The sequence below is a fragment of the Labrenzia sp. PHM005 genome (genome assembly GCF_006517275.1).
Lineage (GTDB): Bacteria > Pseudomonadota > Alphaproteobacteria > Rhizobiales > Stappiaceae > Roseibium.
In genome coordinates, this window is record NZ_CP041191.1 from 2,045,874 (window position 1) to 2,063,969 (window position 18,096).

Sequence of the window (18,096 nt, forward strand, 5' to 3'; positions counted from 1 at the left end):
TTTTTTCATCATGGGTCAACTAGCACCGGGCCCTATGTCGGCATGTTTGATGATGAAGTCGACAAAATGCCGGATCTTCGGATCCTGCAGCCTCCGATGCGGATAAAGGCATCCGAAAATGGTTGGCGGCGGCGGTGTCTCGGTCAGAATTTCGACCAAGTCTCCATTGCGCAGATGTTCAGCAACATCAAACCGGGGTTTGTTGACGATGCCGTAGCCATTGAGCGCCCAATCGGTCAGAACATCGCTGTGATCGGCATCGTATTTTCCGGATACCTGGAGTTTCTTCGGTCCGTCCGCTGTCTGCAAAACCCAAAAATATTCTGGCGAATGCGGATAACGCAGGAGCAGACAGTTGTGCTGCTCGCTCAACAGATCGTCAGGCGTCTGCGGTGTGCCGTGTTTTTTGAGGTAGTCGGGCGCAGCACAGACCACGCGCGGACAATCGGCGATTTTTCTTAGCTTGAGATTGGAATCCTCCGGTGTGCCGATGAAAAAGGCGACATCCAGGCCATCAGATAGAATGTCGACTTTGCGGTCAGAGAGCCGCATGTGGACTTCCGTCGCCGGGAACTGCTCGACGAACTTTGGCACCAGTGGCGAGATAATGCGCCGGCCGGCACCCAGCGGTGCGGTGACTCGCAGAACCCCCCGCGGCATGTCGGAGAAACTCGCAACTGCCGCCTCCGCATCGTCGATGGACTGCAGCGCTTTGAGCGCGTGTTCGTAAAAAACTTTGCCGACTTCGGTTGGAGTCAAAGAACGGGTGGTCCGGTTGAACAGCCGTGCGCCAAGATGCTTTTCCAGCTCCTTGATGCGCTTGCTGGCGACAGCAGGTGTCATTCTAAGGTCACGGCCACCAGCAGTGATGCTGCCAAGTTCCACCACACGTGTGAATACACGCAGGCTTTCCAGATAGGCCATGATCAGTCTCCGTTGCTCGGTTTCTCATTGTTATTGCACGTGTTTGGCATTTGTTCCCAATTGGGGACTAGCCGCCTTTATGCAGAGTATCGCACGGGTATTTTCAATGATCTGTTGAAAGAATTTCCGGATTCGCCTGATTTTTCGCAAGACTGCGTAGAAGTACGGTCCTTGGTGAGATGAGAGCACTTGAGGACGTGATGAACCAGCGCAATGAAATTCGGTTTCTATTGAACGGCCGTGATGTGGCGGTCCGCGATGTTGAAGCTGATGCCACACTACTCGACTTTCTGAGATTGGAACGCCGCCTGACTGGAACGAAGGAAGGCTGCGCGGAAGGCGATTGCGGGGCGTGTACGGTTCTTGTTGGGCGGCTCCTTGACGGCCAGCTGATCTATGAAACCGTCAATGCTTGTATCCGGTTTGTGGCCTCGCTCGACGGCTGTCATGTGGTGACGATCGAACATCTGAAAGGGGAAGCAGGTCAGCTTCATCCGATCCAGCAGGCAATGGTCGATTTTCACGGCAGCCAATGCGGGTTCTGTACACCAGGGTTCATCATGTCGCTTTATGCGCTCTGGATGGGAAATCCGGAGCCGACGGAAACTCAAGTTGAAACGGCGATCCAGGGGAATCTCTGCCGCTGCACAGGTTACCAGCCAATCATTGCCGCGGCGATGGCAGCCAATCAATACGGAACGCCCGCCAAAGATTTTCTGAACGCCGAGCGTGAAGCAATTTCACAGCGTTTGGCAGATCTCAATGACGGCCTGCGGGTGGTCTGTGGCCCTGAAGATAACCGGGCGATTGTCCCAGCGAGCGTTGCAGACCTAGCGGACGTTTTGACAGAGTGGCCGCAGGCGACAATTGTTGCTGGGTCAACCGATGTTGGTCTTTGGGTCACCAAATTCATGCGACCGATTGGCCCGGCAGTTTTTATTGCGCATCTGGAAGAGTTGAAGTCTGTGACCCTCTCTGACACGGCGCTCGAAATCGGAGCAGGGGTTACCTACACCGAAGTCCAAGACAGCATCCGCTCCGCTTTCCCTCATCTGGAGGCGTATTGGGACCGGATCGCCGGTCAGCAGGTCCGCAACATGGGCACGATAGGCGGCAACATCGCCAATGGTTCGCCGATCGGCGACACACCACCGGTGTTGATTGCACTCGAAGCAGAAATCACACTTCGCAAAGGCAAGACACAGCGGACGCTGCCACTGGAAGATTTCTTCATTGAATACGGCAAACAAGACCGGGCGCCGGGGGAATTTGTCGAAGCAATCACAATTCCGCGTCCGAAAGCCAATCAGCGTCACGACGCTTACAAGATTTCCAAGCGCCGGGATGAGGATATTTCTTCGGTGGCCGCCGGTTTCAATGTCACGGTTGAAAATGGAATTGTCACCGCAGCCCGTTTGGCATTTGGCGGCATGGCCGGAACGCCGAAGAGGGCGGCTGCTGCCGAAGCAGTCTTGATCGGTCAGCCGTGGAATGCGGCAACATTTGCGGCTGCGGGCAAAGCGCTTGAGGTCGATTTCCAGCCACTTTCGGATTGGCGGGCATCTGCTCAATACCGGATCACCGTTGCGCGCAATCTGCTGCAGCGTTTCTTCCTTGCCCATGACGACCAGACCGCTGAGCCGGTTGATCTGCTGTCCGCCTGATGACGAGAAATCCATGAAACACGATAAAATCACAGAAGCAGCTCAGACCGTCAGCGGCGCCGTGCATACCAACCGCCGGCACGACAGCGCGGAAAAACACGTCACCGGTCGGGCAGAATATTGCGACGACATTGGTGAGCCACAAGGCACGCTACATGCTTACCTGGGTGTCTCGACCGTCGCCCATGGTCTTATCAAGTCGATGGATTTGGCAGCTGTTCTGGCTGCGCCAGGTGTAGTTGGTGTGTTGACTGCCGAAGATATTCCCGGCGTCAACGACATCAGCCCGACCGGCTTGAAGGATGAGCCGGTTTTCCCGACGGAAAAGACCGAATTTCATGGTCAGCCGCTGTTTGCGGTTGTCGCCGAAAGCCGGAATGCGGCCCGCCGCGCTGCTGAGTTGGCCGCCGTCGAATACGACGTGCTTCCGCACGCGCTGGATCCTGTCGAAGCACAAGAAGCTGGTCATCCATTTGTCACCGCTCCGTTGAAACTGGAGCGCGGTGAAGTTGACCCGGCGTTTGAAGCGGCTGAAAACCGGATCTCTGGGCAGATGCAGATCGGTGGTCAGGATCACATGTATCTGGAGGGGCAGATTGCCTTTGCTCTGCCCGGCGAGGATGACGACGTCATCGTGCATTGTTCGACCCAGCATCCGAGTGAGGCCCAGCATATGGTGGCCCATGTGTTGGGTGTGCCGTCGAATGCTGTCACGGTCAATGTCCGGCGCATGGGCGGCGGGTTCGGCGGTAAGGAAAGCCAGATGAACCTCTTTGCCGCCGTTGCTGCGGTGGCCGCAAAGAAGTGGAATTGCCCGGTCAAAATTCGGCCCGACCGCGACCAGGATATGACCGCGACCGGCAAACGCCATGACTTCGTCGTTGATTATGACGTTGCTTTTGATGAAGCCGGTCGCATTGAGGCTGTCGACGGTGTTTTTGCTGCGCGCTGCGGCTATTCTGCCGATCTCTCAGGACCTGTGACCGATCGGGCGCTGTTTCATGCAGACAATGCCTACTATTATCCGCATGTCCGCCTGCGCAGCCGGCCGATGAAAACCAACACGGTTTCGAATACGGCGTTTCGCGGGTTCGGAGGCCCTCAGGGCGTGGTTGCCGCCGAACGCATGATCGAAGAGATTGCCTATGCGCTTGGCAAGGACCCTCTCGAAGTCCGCAAGGCGAATTTCTATGGTGATGCGTCTGACGGCCGCAACCTGACCCCCTATCATCAGGAGGTTGAGGACAACATCCTGCCGCGCCTGATTGCTGAACTGGAGGAAAGCGCGGACTATCAAGCCCGCCGCGACGCGATCATCGAATTCAACAAGACGTCTACGATCATCAAAAAGGGCATTGCACTGACGCCGGTGAAATTCGGCATCTCCTTCACTGCAACCTGGTACAATCAGGCCGGTGCACTGATCCACATCTACAACGATGGCTCCATCCACCTGAACCATGGCGGAACAGAGATGGGGCAGGGGCTGAATACCAAAATTGCCCAAGTGGTGGCCGATGCTCTTCAGGTTGATTTTGAACGCATCAAGATCACCAAAACGACGACGGAGAAGGTCCCCAACACGTCGGCGACAGCAGCGTCTTCCGGAACGGACCTGAATGGCATGGCGGCACTGGATGCCGCAGAGCAACTGAAAACCCGTCTGGTGGCCTTTGCTGCTGAAGCTTGGGGTGTTGAACCGGAAACTATCATCTTCCGCAACAACGCCGTCCAAGTCGGCCAAGAGATCGTGTCCTTCGACGACCTTGTGCGCAAGGCCTATATGGCGCGGGTCCATCTGTCTGCTGCCGGCTTCTACAAGACCCCAAAGATTCACTGGGACCGGGCAGCTGGTAAAGGGCGTCCGTTCTATTACTACGCCTATGGTGCCTCCTGCTCGGAAGTCTCCATCGACACACTCACTGGTGAGTACCGGGTTGAGCGGACCGATATCCTGCATGATGTCGGTAGGTCGCTGAACCCGATCCTCGACAAGGGCCAGATTGAAGGCGCGTTCATCCAGGGCATGGGCTGGCTGACCACTGAGGAACTGTGGTGGGACAAAGCCGGACGTCTGCGGACCCACGCGCCGTCGACCTACAAGATTCCGCTCGCCTCAGACCGGCCGCGCACATTCAACGTCAACCTGGCCGATTGGTCGGAAAACCGTGAACTGACCATCAAGAGGTCGAAAGCCGTTGGCGAACCGCCGTTCATGCTCGGCGTGTCCGTTCTGGAAGCCCTGTCGATGGCGGTTGCCAGCGTTGCCGATTACCGGGAATGTCCGCGTCTGGACGCACCTGCAACGCCAGAGCGAGTGCTGCTCGCCGTTGAACGGCTAAAGTCGAAAGGATAGCATCATGACTGCGCTTTCTGCCCAGGCGGCCGCGTTTTTTGATGCAGAAAGCGCGATCATCCGCGTCGAATTGACAGCCGTTCGCGGTTCTTCTCCGCGCGAAGCGGGGACCGAGATGTTCGTCGCCCCAACCGTGCTTTGGGGCACAATCGGTGGTGGGCGGCTGGAGCAGATCGCCATCGAACGCGGCCGTGGCATGCTTGAAGACAACAAGCTCACGGAAACAATGGATGTGCCACTGGGCCCGGAAATCGGCCAATGCTGCGGCGGTCATGTAAGTCTGCGCTTGACCCGCATGCACACTCAAGACCGCCGGGAAGCCTTGCAGCGGATCCGGGCAGAAGAAAACGATCAGCAACATGTCTACATCATGGGTGCCGGGCATGTCGGACGGGCTCTTGCCAATGTGCTGCAGCATGCACCTGTGAAATGTGTTCTGGTCGATATGCGCCAGGAAGAATTGCAGAAGTGCGATGCTGCGGTCGAGAAGCGGCTGCGGGCGCTTCCAGAAGTGGATGTGTTCAACGCACCGCCGAACAGCGCATTTATCGTGCTAACACATGACCATGGGCTCGACTTTTTGCTGACGTCGGCAGCCCTTGAACTTGGTCATGCCGCTTATGTCGGCATGATCGGATCCGACACCAAACGCGCCAAGTTGCGTTCCTGGTGCTGGACCCATTGTAACGGTCTGACCATTGACCAGCTGACCTGTCCCATCGGGGCAACTGCCAGCCGGGACAAAAGGCCGGAAATCATCGCTTCATTTGTCGCTGCTGAGGTGTTGACCGCTCTGACCGCGGATCAGCAGGTCTCACGCAGCAGGGAGGAAGCTGCGCTGCTGGAAGCCGCGCAGTAAATCACAAGGCTCACTGCGCCTGAGGAGAGGCGAAGTGTGTCTTTTTGACGGAAAGGAGACCCGGTATGCGGGTTGGGAGCTTCGACTATAAATTGTTCTCAAGAGGCGATTTCAGCGCCTTTTGGGCGCTGTTCACCGACAACCTTGTCAATCTGATGGTGCTTGGTGGCATCTGTCAGTTTGTCTTCCAGATGCCGGCCGAGATCGTCTACGGACGCATCGTTCCGGGGGCAGCAGTAGCCATCCTGGCCGGTGTCGCGGTCTATGTGCTGCTGGCTCGGCGTGCCGCTGCCGAGCATGGCCGTGACGTTACTGCGCTGCCGTACGGTATCTCCACACCGGTGATGTTCGTCTATCTCTTCGGCGTGATTGGGCCGATCTATTGGTCGACAAACGATCCGGTTCTTGCGTGGCAGGTGGGCATCGGTGCCGGTTTCCTTGGCGGTATTGTTGCAGCTCTTGGCGCCATCATTGGGCCATGGCTGAAGAAGGTCACACCACGTGCTGGCATGCTCGGCACCTTGTGCGGCATTGCGCTTGTCTTCATCGGCACGGTTCCGCTGGCGACGGTTTTTGAAAATCCGTTCATCGGTTTTGCCTCGATGATCATCATTCTGTGGGGCCTGGTTGGCCGGTTCCGTTTGCCGTTCAATATTCCGGCAGGCCTGCTTGCGCTCATCATCGGTACTGCTGTCGCGCTGATGATCGGCCAATCGTCCTTCAGCTTCGAAGGTGTTGGTTTTTATCCGCCGCTTCCATACTTCGGTGACTTGCTTGCCGGTATCCAGCACCTCTTTGCACATCCGGAGCTGTTCCTGGTTCTGGTTCCGGTTCAGATCTACAACTTCATCGAAACGATGAACAACGTGGAGAGCGCGGAAGCTGCTGGTGATCACTACCCGGTTGCTGCCTGCCAGATCACCGATGGTGCCGGTACTATGATCGGTGCTCTGTTTGGCTCGCCGTTCCCGACCACCGCCTACATCGGTCATCCGGCCTACAAGCGCATGGGGGCACATTCCGGTTACATCATCGGTGTTGGGATTGTCATTCCGCTCGCAGCCCTGTTCGGTTTCCTGGCTTTCTTGAGCAATCTGATCCCGGTTGCCGCTGCTGCTCCGGTTCTGGTGTTTGTCGCGCTTAGCCTGATCACCAACACGGCTCATGCGGTTAAGGTTGAGCACATGGCGGCTGTTACTATCGCAATGATGCCGCATGTGTCGGCGTTCCTGGTCATCAAGTGGGGGTCTTTGATGGGGGCGCTCAATGCGACCGGTGCACAAGAAGTCCTGCCACTTGGGTCGCCTGAACTGACTGCTGCATTGCTTCAGCAAGGCGCGCATTATGCCGGCCATCTGGCGCTCAGTCAGGGCGCGATCCTTACCGGCCTGATTTGGGGCGCGATTGTCGCCAGTGTCATCGATGGCAAGTTCCGGATTGCTGCAGGATTTGCATTCGCCGCCTTTGTGATGTCGTCGGTTGGCGTGGTTCATTCTGCGACGCTGCATATGCCGGAATTCGGTGCCGTTAGCCTTGGATACCTGATCGCGGCCGCGTTCCTGGTCATCTATCCGATCTTCCACAAGGAAGAGGCGATTGTTCCGGAAACGGATGGTCTTGTGCAGCCGCAGGCCACTCCGGGCGAATAACAACTTAAATCCAAACACCCGACGGGGCGGCTTGGCCGCCCCGACAAAAACGAAAATAGGATGCTGTGACCATGCACTCTGACCGTTTGATGCTCCGTGGCCGCCTTCTGACCTTTAATTCAGAGCCTCAAAGCGCGGAGGACACGTCCTCCTATGATTACATCGAGGATGGGGCGCTCCTTGTTGAAAACGGGCATATCGTTGCCCGCGGCGAATTCAGCGATCTGATTGTAGATGCGACGGGAGTCGAAATCGTCGATCACCGGCCGCATCTTATCATGGCCGGGTTCATCGATACGCACATTCATTTTCCCCAAGTGCAGGTGATTGCGTCTTGGGGCGCGCAGCTTCTCGATTGGCTGAACACCTACACTTTCCCGGAAGAAACCCGTTTTGCCAACGAAGGCCACGCCGCTTCTATGGCCTGCCGGTTCTTTGATCTCCTGACAAATCATGGCACTACCACCTCGGTTGCTTATTGTTCGGTCCATAAGGGCTCGGCAAATGCTTATTTTGAAGAGGCCGAACAGCGCAATATGCGGGTGATCGGCGGCAAGGTTCTGATGGACCGCAACGCTCCGGACGGCCTGCGAGACACCCCAAAAAGCGGCTATGACGACACCAAGGAATTGATTGCCAAGTGGCACGGTAAAGGCCGGGCGAGTTATGCAATCACACCGCGGTTTGCAATCACGTCAACGCCGGAGCAAATGGAAATGGCGGGGGCTTTGGCCGCTGAGCATTCGGACTGTTTCGTGCAGACGCATTTGTCTGAAAACAAGAACGAGATTGCTTACACCCTGGAGCTTTATCCCTGGGCGCGCGATTATCTCGATGTCTACCAGAACTATGGCCTTTTGAGTGATAAGATGCTGCTCGGCCACTCGATCCATCTGGAACCTCGGGAAATTGCCGTGATGGCTGAAACCGGCTCCCGGCCTGTGTTCTGTCCGACCTCAAACCTGTTCCTGGGCAGCGGCCTCTTCAACGAAGAGAAGATGCGTGAGAATGGGATTGTCAGTGGCATTGCGACCGATATTGGTGCCGGAACCAGCTACTCCATGCTGCAAACGCTGAACGAGGGATACAAGATCCTGCAGCTTCAGGACCAGAAGCTTCATCCGCTGCGCGCGTTCCACTGGATGACCCGTGGCAATGCGGTGGCGCTTGGCCTGGAAGACAAAATTGGCACGCTCGACGTGGGAACAGAGGCTGATATCGTTGTTCTGAATTCCAGGGCAACGGATGCCATGGCGCTCAGGATGGAGCGGGCATCTACATTGTCTGAAGAACTCTTTATCCTGCAGATGCTCGGCGACGACCGCTCAGTTGAGGAGGTTTATGTCGCTGGCCAAGCCCAAAAATCCGGCCGCCGCTGTACTGATACGCGGCAACAGGAGAAGGTGCTTGAACTCGCTTAGATTAAGAGTTCGCCTGAAAGCTAGGCGAACTCTTTGAAATTCTGCAAGGCTTCGCGGCTGTAGCCATGCGAGGCAGTCCAGAGCTGGCGGGTGTACTCATGCGTGACATCACCGGAGCGCATTTGGTCTTCGGTGATTTCCTCGATGATTTCACCCCGGTTCATCACTGCAATCTTGCTGCACAGGTGCCCAACCACTGCAAGATCATGACTGACCATCAAATAGGTCAATCCATGTTTGCGGCGGAGATCAGACAGAAGGTTCAGGATTTCCGCCTGGACTGACACATCAAGTGCGCTGGTCGGCTCATCTAGCAACAAAACCCGGGGTTCCAGGATCAGCGCCCGGGCAATGGCGACGCGCTGGCGCTGGCCGCCGGAGAGTTGGTGCGGGTAGCGGAAACGGAATTCTGGCCCAAGGCCCACCTCGTTCAGGATGCGGATGATCCGATCATCCCGATTGTCCAGTCCATGAATGGCCAGTGGTTCGCTGAGCGTGTCATTGACGGTCTTGCGCGGGTGCAGCGATCCGTAAGGATCCTGAAACACCATCTGCATGTGTTTGCGGGAAGCGATGGAGCGTTTGTGCTCCAGCGGCGTGCCGTCAATCTTTATTGTGCCGCTCCAGTGCGGAACGATCCCGACCATGGCGCGCAGGATCGTTGATTTGCCGGAACCGGATTCGCCGACCAGGCCGTAGCTTTCGCCCTCAGGCACAGTGAGAGCTGCATTTTTCACGGCGTGGATTTCGGCGCCCTTGTGCCCGAACACGATGTCCAAATTCTGGATCTCGATCATCAGCGCAATACTCCATCGGCGTGATTTTCGCCAGTCATCCAGGATGGATCACGTTTCAGGACAGGCAGATCGTCATGTTTACCATCGAGCTGCGGCAAGCAATTCAAGAGGCCCTTGGTGTAAGGATGTTGCGCCTTGTCGAGATGTTTGGCGTCCAGGCTTTCCATGATCCTGCCGCCATACATGACTAGGACCCGGTCGCAAAAGCTTGAGACCAGATGCAGGTCGTGGCTGATCAGCACAAGGCCCATACCGCGTTCACGGACCATGTCATCCAAAAGCGCCAGAACTTGCATCTGTACGGTTACGTCGAGAGCAGATGTCGGTTCGTCCGCGATCATCACCTGCGGATTGGTGATCAGCATCATGGCGATCATGATGCGCTGGCCCATGCCGCCGGAAACCTGGTGCGGATAAAGATTGTAGACCTTTTCCGGCTCCCGGATTCGAACGGTTTCCAGCATGGCCAAGGCACGTTGCCGTGCTTCTGCTTTAGAAACTTTTTCGTGTTTGCGGCAGCTCTCTGCGATCTGGGCGCCAACGGTCATCACAGGATTTAGCGAATACTTCGGATCCTGCATGATCATAGAAATGCGCGAGCCGCGAATGGACCGCATGGTCTTTTCATTCGCCTTCATCAGATCAATACCGTCGAAGGTCATCTGGCTGGCATCGATCGAGCCGTTCCCAGCGGTCAGCCTGAGTAGCGCGCGGCCGGTCTGGGATTTGCCGGAACCGGATTCCCCGACAATTCCGAGCCGCTCCCGGCCAAGATCGAAACTGACGCCTCTAACCGCATGTACCGGGCCTTTGGGCGTTGAAAAACGGACGTGAAGATCGCGGACGGATATCAACGGTGACGTATTTTGTGCTTCAGGCGTCGGCATCGGATGGACAATCTCGTTCATGATCAATGCCCTCCCGAATTGCGCGGATCGAGCACATCTCTGAGGCCATCACCGAGCAGGTTAAACCCGAGAGAGACCATAAGGATAGCAATTCCGGGGATGGTCGGCACCCACCATTGATCCAAGAGATAATCGCGGCCGGTCGCGATCATCGCCCCCCATTCGGCAAGTGGCGGCTGTGCACCCAATCCGAGGAAGCCAAGGCCGGCAGCGGTCAGGATGATCCCCGCCATGTCGAGCGTCAAGCGGACAATTGTCGAAGACAGGCACATCGGCATGATGTGAGAGAACAGAATGCGGATCCGTGAAGCGCCCATGATCTCGGCGGCCATGATGTATTCGCTGCTGCGCAAGGTCAGCGTTTCCGCCCGCGCCAGACGGGCGTAAGGCGACCATGTGGTGAGCGCGATGGCCAGGACAGCGTTCTCAAGACCCGGTCCGAGGACGGCGACAAAGGCGAGCGCCAGGATCAAGCGTGGGAAGGCTAGGAATATGTCAGTGATCCGCATCAAGACCTTGTCCACGACACCGCCGAGCAAGCCAGACGCTGTGCCAACGATCAGGCCGATCGGCATGACAATGATCGACACAAGGAAGATGATGTAAAGCGTCACTCGGGAGCCCCAGACAATTCGGGCAAAGACATCACGGCCAAGTTCATCCGTACCGAACCAGTGCTCTGCACTCGGTGGCTGCAGGCGGTTGGGCAGATCCTGTGCAACACCATCGCCACCGGCAATCCAGGGCGCGAACAGGGCGACCAGGCACAGAAAGGAAACGATGATGAGGCCGAGCATTGCAATCGGATTGGTCTTAAATGACAGCCAGCCGATATAGGCGCGCTGACACTTGGCCTGAAACGCGTTCTTGGGAAAATCCGCCAATAGCCAGGCGGTCAGTCCCGTATTTGTTTTGAGGGTTACATCTGACATTACTTCGCCCTCGGATCGACTATTCGGTAGAGCATGTCGGACATCATGTTGATGAACACGAAGGAAATCCCGACAACCAGTGTTCCGCCGATCACGGCGTTCATATCGGCATTAAACAGTGAATTGGTGATGTACTGTCCGATGCCGGGCCAGGCGAAGACGGTTTCCGTTAGAACAGATCCTTCCAGCAAACTGGCATAGGTGAGGCCAATAATCGTGATCAGCTGCACCAGAACATTCCGGAAGGCGTGGTGCCAGATCACGGCGCCTTCGTTCAAGCCTTTGACACGCGCGGTCAGGACATACTCCTGATTGAGCTGGTCGAGCATGAAGGACCGGGTCATGCGGGAGATATAGGCAAGGGAATAAATCGCCAGCATGGAGGCGGGCAGGATGATGTGCGAAACGGCGTTGTGAAAGACGTCCCATTCGCCCGCGAGGGCTGAATCGATCAGAATGACACCGGTCACCGGATCCACGATGCCGTCGTAAAAGAAATCGATCCGGCCGGGACCTGCGACCCAATCCAGCTTGGCGTAGAAAATCAGAAGGGCGACCATGCCGAGCCAGAAAATCGGAATGGAGTGTCCCAAGAGCCCGACAATGCGGACGATATGATCGATCAGCTTTCCCTGGCGCACGGCGGCCAGAACACCCGCCGGAATGCCGATGATGATGCCGACGATTGTCGCAATGGTAGCCAGTTCCAGTGTTGCCGGGAAGAAGCGCTTGATGTCTTCGATCACTGGCCGTGTGGTCATGACCGAATTACCGAAATCACCCTGTAGGATGTTGCCCAGAAAGATGAGATACTGTTGCCAGATGGGTTTATCGAGCCCCAGCTGGAGATACATGGCCTCATAGACTTCCTTGGAGGCCCGGTCACCGACGATGGCGACGACGGGGTCGTTTGGCATGATCCGCCCAATCACAAAGGTGATCGCGGTCAATCCAATGAAGGTGAGGACCAGCATCATAAGCCCCCCACCGATTTTCTTCGCAATGGTCAGATAGGGGCTAAAATCCACCGCTGTACTTTGCGCTGTGGAACTGTCTGTCATTCAGGTGTCCTGCCGGTCGTTCGCCACCCTGATTACAGTCATGGTTTTCAAAGTTGCCCCTAAAAGAGGCGCCTGGACGAAAACCGCGACTGCATCTCCAAACACCGCCCACACTGTTCAAAAGTGCGGGCGGCATCAAGGTGATAACCAAACCGCCGGGCGATCAACAAAGATCATCCGGCGGTTACATGGGTCTTAGTTTTTCGTCACGGTCCGGTAGTAGGCCTGATCGGATGTCACGCCGTTGATGAAACCATCAACATTGGCGCGCTGGCCGAAGGTGCCAATCGCCTGGAACATGATAGTGAACGGTGAGTCTTCGCGCACCTTCTGTTGCAGTTCCGCGTAGATCGCCTCACGTTTTTCCGGATCGGATTCCGCAGCTGCCTGGTTGGTCAGCTCGGTCAGACCGGACGCGTCCCAAGCATTCCGCCAAGTCAACTTGCCGGTCAGTTTGGCTTCAAAGCGGTTGTCCGGGTTGTGCGCAAAAGCGTCAGCGTTGGAGTGCGGATCGGAGTAATCGGGACCCCAACGGGCGACAATCAGCTCATGCTTGCGGGCACGGTATTTCGGCCACAAGGTCTTGCCGTCAGACAGGATGATTTCAGAATCGATCCCGACTTCTTTCAAGGCAGCCTGGACGTTCTGAGCCACTTCCTTGAACGGCGACTTGTTGAGCGTGTCGATGGTGATTTTTGTGCCCGGCTCAACACCGGCATCAGCCATCAGTGCTTTGGCCTTGTCCAGGTTATAGCTGTACGGCGTGTCGAGCGAAGCGGCCCACATGCCGGATGGCCAGAAGCTCTGGTGGATCTTGTACTGGCCGTCCAAAATGGTGTCGGTCATGCCTTTGTAGTCAACGATGTAGTTCAGCGCTTCACGGACTTCCGGTTTGGACAGAACCGGATGGTCCATGTTGGTTGCCAGGTACATCAGATACCCTTTCGGATACTGCTGTGCTGCAACGTCTGCATTGCCGTCCAAGCCCTTAAGCTGGTCGGATGTCAGCTCCATCGCTGCGTCGACATCGCCTTTTTCCAAGAGCAGGCGCTGTGCGGACGGTTCGGCGACGTGGCGGATGACAACCCGTTTCATTGCCGGTTCGCCGTGACGGTAATCGCTGAAAGCGTCCAGCATCACCAGTTCATTGGCTTTCCAGGTTTTCAGCTTGTAAGGGCCGGAGCCAGCCGAATGGTCTTTCAGCCATGCATAACCCATGTCGCCATCGACTTCGTGCTTCTGGACTTCCTTCATGTCCACGATTGACGCCACGCTTGACGACAAAAGGTTCAGAACAAGCGCTGGAGAAAGATCGGCCAGGATGTCGATTTTGACCGTTCCATCGTCAACGGCAGTCACTGCACTGTCGACGTTGTCCGCGGTCCAGCCGATCTGCTTGATGATGAACGCCGGGGTCTTGTCCAGCTTCACGGCGCGTGACAGCGAATAGGCGACATCGTTCGCGGTCACCGGGTTCCCGGAGTGGAATGTCAAACCTGGACGCAGTTTGACAGTGATCGACTTGCCGTCTTCTGCGAACTCATAGGATTCAGCGATACCACCAACCAGTTTGGTCAGGTTGTCCGGCTCGAACATAAACAGGCGTTCGTAGAGGTTCGCAACGATACGGCTGCCGGTGAATTCAAAGCATTCTGCCGGATCGAGAGTAATGGCATCCGCGGTGTTACGGGCGATTACGAAAGTATCGGCTGGCGTTGCCGCCATCACCGGAAACGCAACAGATGTCGCCAGAAGAGCTGCCAGAGACATGCTCTTCAGTGTTGAAAATGTTTTCACGATCATTCCCCCTGTGGAACAACACAATATTTTGGATTGCCGGCAAACACCGGCATGGTCATTGCAGTTCTGCTTCATGAGGTGAGCAGTTTTTCTGCATTGAGATCACGGAGGAAGCTTAACGCGAGTGATTGAATTCAACCAACAGGCTTGTTATGCAAAAAATGCATAGTTTATTGCGGTGCTTATAATTTTGGCATTTTGGGACTGGAGCACGTTTCGTGGATACCAATTGGCTGACTGATTTTCTGGTGTTGAGCAAATGCGGAAATTTCTCCCAGGCCGCCGCTGAGCGCAATATCACACAGTCGGCCTTCAGCCGGCGGATAAAGGCGCTGGAGACCTGGCTGGGCGCCGAGTTGTTTGATCGCAGCAGTTACCCGGTCAAGCTGACACCGGAGGGGCAAACCTTTCAAGATACCGCGCAAAACGTGTTGAAAGAGCTGGAGCTCAACCGCGTTGAATTTCAGCGCCGTAACCTGAATACGGCACCAGATATCCGGCTGGCGTCAGCGGCAACTCTGGCCATCAGCTTTGTTCCCGAATGGCTCCGTCAGATCAAAGCGGTTTGCGGAGATTTCTCGGTGTCGATCGACACCTATGACTTCTATGAAATGATTGAGATGCTGCGGGATCGCAAGGTGGACATGGTGCTGCTCTATTCTCAGCCATCGGTACCGGTATTTTTTGAGCACCATGAATTCGACTTCCTCAAATTGGGGGAAGACATTATGCATCTTTGTACTGCAGTTAATGAGCATGGCGAACCAGCTTTCGACCCGGACCGACCGCCTCGCAGTGGTCTGGAATACATCGGCTACGGTCAGGGAGGATATTTTGCCAAGATCGAAGACTATCTATTTTCAAACATTTCACCCCAAGGGCCTCTTTTTGTTTGTACGTCACAAAGCGACACATGTGAGTTCATGAAACGCTTGGCGATCTTGGAAAAAAAGATGGCCTGGCTGCCAGGATGCAGTGCGCATGACCGGATACAGTCCGGTGAGCTGGTTCTGGCTGGAAATGGCCGCTATGACACCAAACTGGAGATCTGGGCCTATATCAAACGGGATGCAACCTCTCCGCTGGTGCAGAAAATCTGGTCGCACCTCAAACAAAATCCTTGTACAGACCATCTGGATGAATTCCGGCTCGGGGCGATTAGTTAGAGCCCAACAATCGCTGCCGCGCGTTCCATGGTCCAATACATTGCCAAGGTTCCGATCACATAAGTCGGAACGAGCTCGGCCCAACTTGGAAATCCGAACCGCAAAGTTGCCAGCAGCTTCAACGCAACAAGAACCACGAAGACAAATGCCAATTGGCCAAGTTCGACGCCAACGTTGAAAAACAGCAGGGCAATCGGAATTTCATTCGGTGGCAAGCCGATTTCGGACAGCGCACCGGCAAACCCAAGGCCGTGCAACAGGCCGAAGGCAAAGGCGACGATCCAGGGATATGCATAGGTGAGGCTTTTCCGTCCCTTGGAAGCGTGAACGATCTCCACGCACAAGAAGACGATAGAAAGGGCGATTGATGCTTCTACAGGAGCGCTCGGCAGATTAACGAAACCAAATGTGGCCAGAGCCAGCGTGATGCTGTGCGCGACAGTGAAGGCGGTGATGGTTTTGACCAGCCGCCAACCATCCCTGACAACGATCATCAGCGCGAGGACAAACAGAAGGTGATCAAGCCCTTCCAGGATGTGTTCAAAGCCAAGCTTTGTGTAGCGGCTGGCCGCCCGCAAAACAGAACCGGATCCGGCAAGATACTCCTCCAGTTCGATGATTATGGCATCGCCTTGACGCGAAACCAATTTGGTCAGCGGCGTCTGGTCAAGCCATTGGACGGTTAGGAGCGCACCTTCGCGTTTCCAGGGGAGGATGAGCTGATCGTCGGCAGTGAGTGGTGTCGCGCAAGTGAATTTAAACCGGACTTGATAGGCACCTCTTTCACCGCGTGGCGGTCCGTCGAAGGCACATTGCTGCGGAAGAATTGGTGTCGTGATCAAGCTGGCAAGGCGCGGCGGGACCTTTGAAATCAGTTCGTAGGAGCCCGGCTCTCTTTCAATCAATTCTGCCTTGTCGACACCAAGGGTATGGGCGGCTGCAACTGCAGGCAACAAGAATCCAGCCAAAACAACAATTAGGATCAAGCAGCCAGAGCGGAATTTATCCATTGGTTTTGATGTCCGCCGGCTGGATTTCTATACGATAGTTCTGCCGCATTTTGTCGAGCGAAGCGTCTAGCAGTTCACGTGTTTTAGACGATAACCAATGGGTTGAAATCCAATCCTTGGCTGTTTCGAACTCTGGCGTATGTGGGAGATTTCGGTTGGCGACCCTCAAAAAATGCAAAGTACCATCGGGCGCCTCAATTGGCCCACGCCATGTGTTGTCTCCGACCGGTATAGAAAGAAGGTCCTTGGCCGTCTCAACACCAAACAGACCAACGAGGCGCCGTTGGTCAAGGTATCGCATGTGATAGCCAAGACGGGTATCTAGATCACCAAGTTCGGAGGGGTCTTCGGCCTCGTTGAGCGATGGAAGAATGTCATCGGGAACCCTTTCAGGATCATTGAACATGACATGGTTCAGGTCGAGGCTCGGCGGGCTGGTGAATTCGGCTATGTTGGTTTCAAAGTGCGTGCGCAGATCCTCTTCCGTCGGTTCGGGCACATCACTGCCGATGAAAAAGCGCATGTTTTGAAGAAGTAGGGCGCGGATACGGGAGCTGTCGGTAAAGCCGCGGGCTTTCGCCTCGCGAACCAGGATTTCTTCCTCAATGTAAGTTTCGATAATTCGTTGTTGGTCGTCTTTAGTGAGCGGCCTTAGGCGCAGATTTTCTTCCTGTTTAAAGAGGTATTTTTGTGCTTGTGCATCAACAACGATCAGCTCTTTTTCATCACTGCCGACAAATCCTTGAACTGCAAACAAGGCTGACGCCAGAAGCAGAAAATGCAGAAGAGGTTCGCGGATGATGCGCTGGAAAATGGATTGTTTAGGCGGCTCGTTTGGAGAGGTCTTTGCAGGAGGAGAGGAGCTGGTCATCTCGGTTCCTGCTGAGGCGTTGGGGCATCCGCAAATCTGTTGTTTTGCATAAGAGCTGTCCAATCTCGATCAAAGGCTTGCAACAGATGGGTTTGGCGCAAAATAGATCGCAAGCATCATCGCTGAAATAGCGGCGACCCATGCTGCGGCAACCCGCAAGGCAATTGGGATCCAGGCCCGTGACGCTCTCTCCTTCACGATGATCACCAATCCGGAAATGTAGAGCAATAGCAGGTTTGCACCTATGAAAGAACCGGCCATCGTAATGAGCCGTTCACGCAAAAGTCCACCTTCCGGGACAGACATCGCGCCAACTACCAACCCTCCGAGAACAACCAAGGCCGCCATAGCTGGAAAATATCGGCCGGCGGCCAAAGCAGCCAGTGTGCTTGCCAGCGTCGCGACGGCAAAGGCTGCCATGTCCGGCACGGCCCCGCTGGTCCACAACAGCCCAGCACCGGTTGCCACAAAAAAGGCGATCAGCAACCATCGTGCTGACGCCTTTGCCAATCCACCGGTGAGAAGGCCCAGTCCAAGCATTAACAGTGCTTGGGCTGGGGTCGAAATTGGGTGAAGAAGCCCGAGATAAAAGCCCTCAATCCCAGGCACCGGGCTATGGGCACCGGCTGGGGTGGCGAGGCACAATATGGCCAGTATCGCAAGACTGGCGGCTCTCAT

General features: G+C 55.7%; 15 protein-coding genes. 6 read left to right on the forward strand and 9 right to left on the reverse strand.

What is annotated here, in order from left to right:
• Window positions 1–15 precede the first annotated feature (15 nt).
• On the reverse strand, window positions 16–924 hold the full coding sequence (locus FJ695_RS09300; RefSeq protein ID WP_141185179.1) for a LysR family transcriptional regulator: 909 nt from the start codon (window positions 922–924) through the stop codon (window positions 16–18).
• Between the two features lie 200 nt (window positions 925–1,124).
• Here FJ695_RS09300 and xdhA point away from each other — a divergent pair, with 200 nt between their 5' ends.
• The 5 genes from xdhA (at window position 1,125) to guaD (ending at window position 8,873) form a co-directional block, all read left to right on the forward strand.
• The gene (gene xdhA / locus FJ695_RS09305; protein ID WP_141185180.1) at window positions 1,125–2,588 is read left to right on the forward strand and encodes a xanthine dehydrogenase small subunit; all 1,464 of its coding nucleotides are present in this window, start codon (window positions 1,125–1,127) and stop codon (window positions 2,586–2,588) included.
• A 13-nt stretch (window positions 2,589–2,601) separates the two neighbouring features.
• On the forward strand, window positions 2,602–4,944 hold the full coding sequence (gene xdhB / locus FJ695_RS09310; RefSeq protein ID WP_141185181.1) for a xanthine dehydrogenase molybdopterin binding subunit: 2,343 nt from the start codon (window positions 2,602–2,604) through the stop codon (window positions 4,942–4,944).
• Window positions 4,945–4,948: 4 nt separating this feature from the next.
• Entirely contained in the window at window positions 4,949–5,803 is an 855-nt protein-coding gene (gene xdhC / locus FJ695_RS09315) for a xanthine dehydrogenase accessory protein XdhC (protein ID WP_141185182.1), read from the forward strand.
• Window positions 5,804–5,868: 65 nt separating this feature from the next.
• Window positions 5,869–7,452: a xanthine/uracil/vitamin C permease gene (locus FJ695_RS09320; RefSeq protein ID WP_141185183.1), complete on the forward strand. Its 1,584-nt coding sequence runs from the start codon at window positions 5,869–5,871 to the stop codon at window positions 7,450–7,452.
• 71 nt (window positions 7,453–7,523) lie between these two features.
• A complete protein-coding gene (gene guaD, locus FJ695_RS09325) occupies window positions 7,524–8,873 on the forward strand; it encodes a guanine deaminase (protein WP_141185184.1) in 1,350 nt (449 codons plus the stop codon).
• 20 nt (window positions 8,874–8,893) lie between these two features.
• Here guaD and FJ695_RS09330 read toward each other — a convergent pair whose 3' ends face one another.
• From FJ695_RS09330 to FJ695_RS09350, 5 genes are all read right to left on the reverse strand, one after another.
• A complete protein-coding gene (locus FJ695_RS09330) occupies window positions 8,894–9,679 on the reverse strand; it encodes an ABC transporter ATP-binding protein (RefSeq protein ID WP_209011102.1) in 786 nt (261 codons plus the stop codon).
• Window positions 9,670–10,578 carry an ABC transporter ATP-binding protein gene (locus FJ695_RS09335; RefSeq protein WP_247653812.1) on the reverse strand — a complete coding sequence of 303 codons (909 nt, stop codon included), beginning with the start codon at window positions 10,576–10,578 and terminating at the stop codon, window positions 9,670–9,672. Before FJ695_RS09335 ends, FJ695_RS09330 begins: the two co-directional genes overlap by 10 nt.
• Window positions 10,579–10,580: 2 nt before the next feature.
• Window positions 10,581–11,510 (reverse strand): ABC transporter permease, encoded by a 930-nt coding sequence (locus FJ695_RS09340; protein WP_141185186.1) that lies wholly within the window; start codon window positions 11,508–11,510, stop codon window positions 10,581–10,583.
• Window positions 11,510–12,571, reverse strand: coding sequence for an ABC transporter permease (locus FJ695_RS09345; protein ID WP_141185187.1), 1,062 nt, complete (start codon window positions 12,569–12,571; stop codon window positions 11,510–11,512). The genes FJ695_RS09340 and FJ695_RS09345 overlap by 1 nt, the downstream gene beginning before the upstream one ends.
• 195 nt (window positions 12,572–12,766) lie before the next feature.
• Window positions 12,767–14,368, reverse strand: coding sequence for an ABC transporter substrate-binding protein (locus tag FJ695_RS09350; protein ID WP_168206306.1), 1,602 nt, complete (start codon window positions 14,366–14,368; stop codon window positions 12,767–12,769).
• 221 nt (window positions 14,369–14,589) lie between these two features.
• Here FJ695_RS09350 and FJ695_RS09355 point away from each other — a divergent pair, with 221 nt between their 5' ends.
• Window positions 14,590–15,537, forward strand: a complete 948-nt coding sequence (locus FJ695_RS09355; RefSeq protein ID WP_141185189.1) for a LysR family transcriptional regulator — start codon at window positions 14,590–14,592, stop codon at window positions 15,535–15,537.
• Here FJ695_RS09355 and FJ695_RS09360 read toward each other — a convergent pair.
• The 3 genes from FJ695_RS09360 to FJ695_RS09370 all read right to left on the reverse strand — a co-directional run bounded on the left by FJ695_RS09360 (window position 15,534) and on the right by FJ695_RS09370 (window position 18,096).
• Window positions 15,534–16,547 (reverse strand): HupE/UreJ family protein, encoded by a 1,014-nt coding sequence (locus FJ695_RS09360; protein WP_141185190.1) that lies wholly within the window; start codon window positions 16,545–16,547, stop codon window positions 15,534–15,536. The two genes, FJ695_RS09355 and FJ695_RS09360, sit on opposite strands and share 4 nt — an antisense overlap.
• On the reverse strand, window positions 16,540–17,418 hold the full coding sequence (locus FJ695_RS09365; protein ID WP_141185191.1) for a peptidyl-prolyl cis-trans isomerase: 879 nt from the start codon (window positions 17,416–17,418) through the stop codon (window positions 16,540–16,542). The genes FJ695_RS09360 and FJ695_RS09365 overlap by 8 nt, the downstream gene beginning before the upstream one ends.
• A gap of 69 nt (window positions 17,419–17,487) precedes the next feature.
• Entirely contained in the window at window positions 17,488–18,096 is a 609-nt protein-coding gene (locus FJ695_RS09370) for a HupE/UreJ family protein (RefSeq protein ID WP_141185192.1), read from the reverse strand.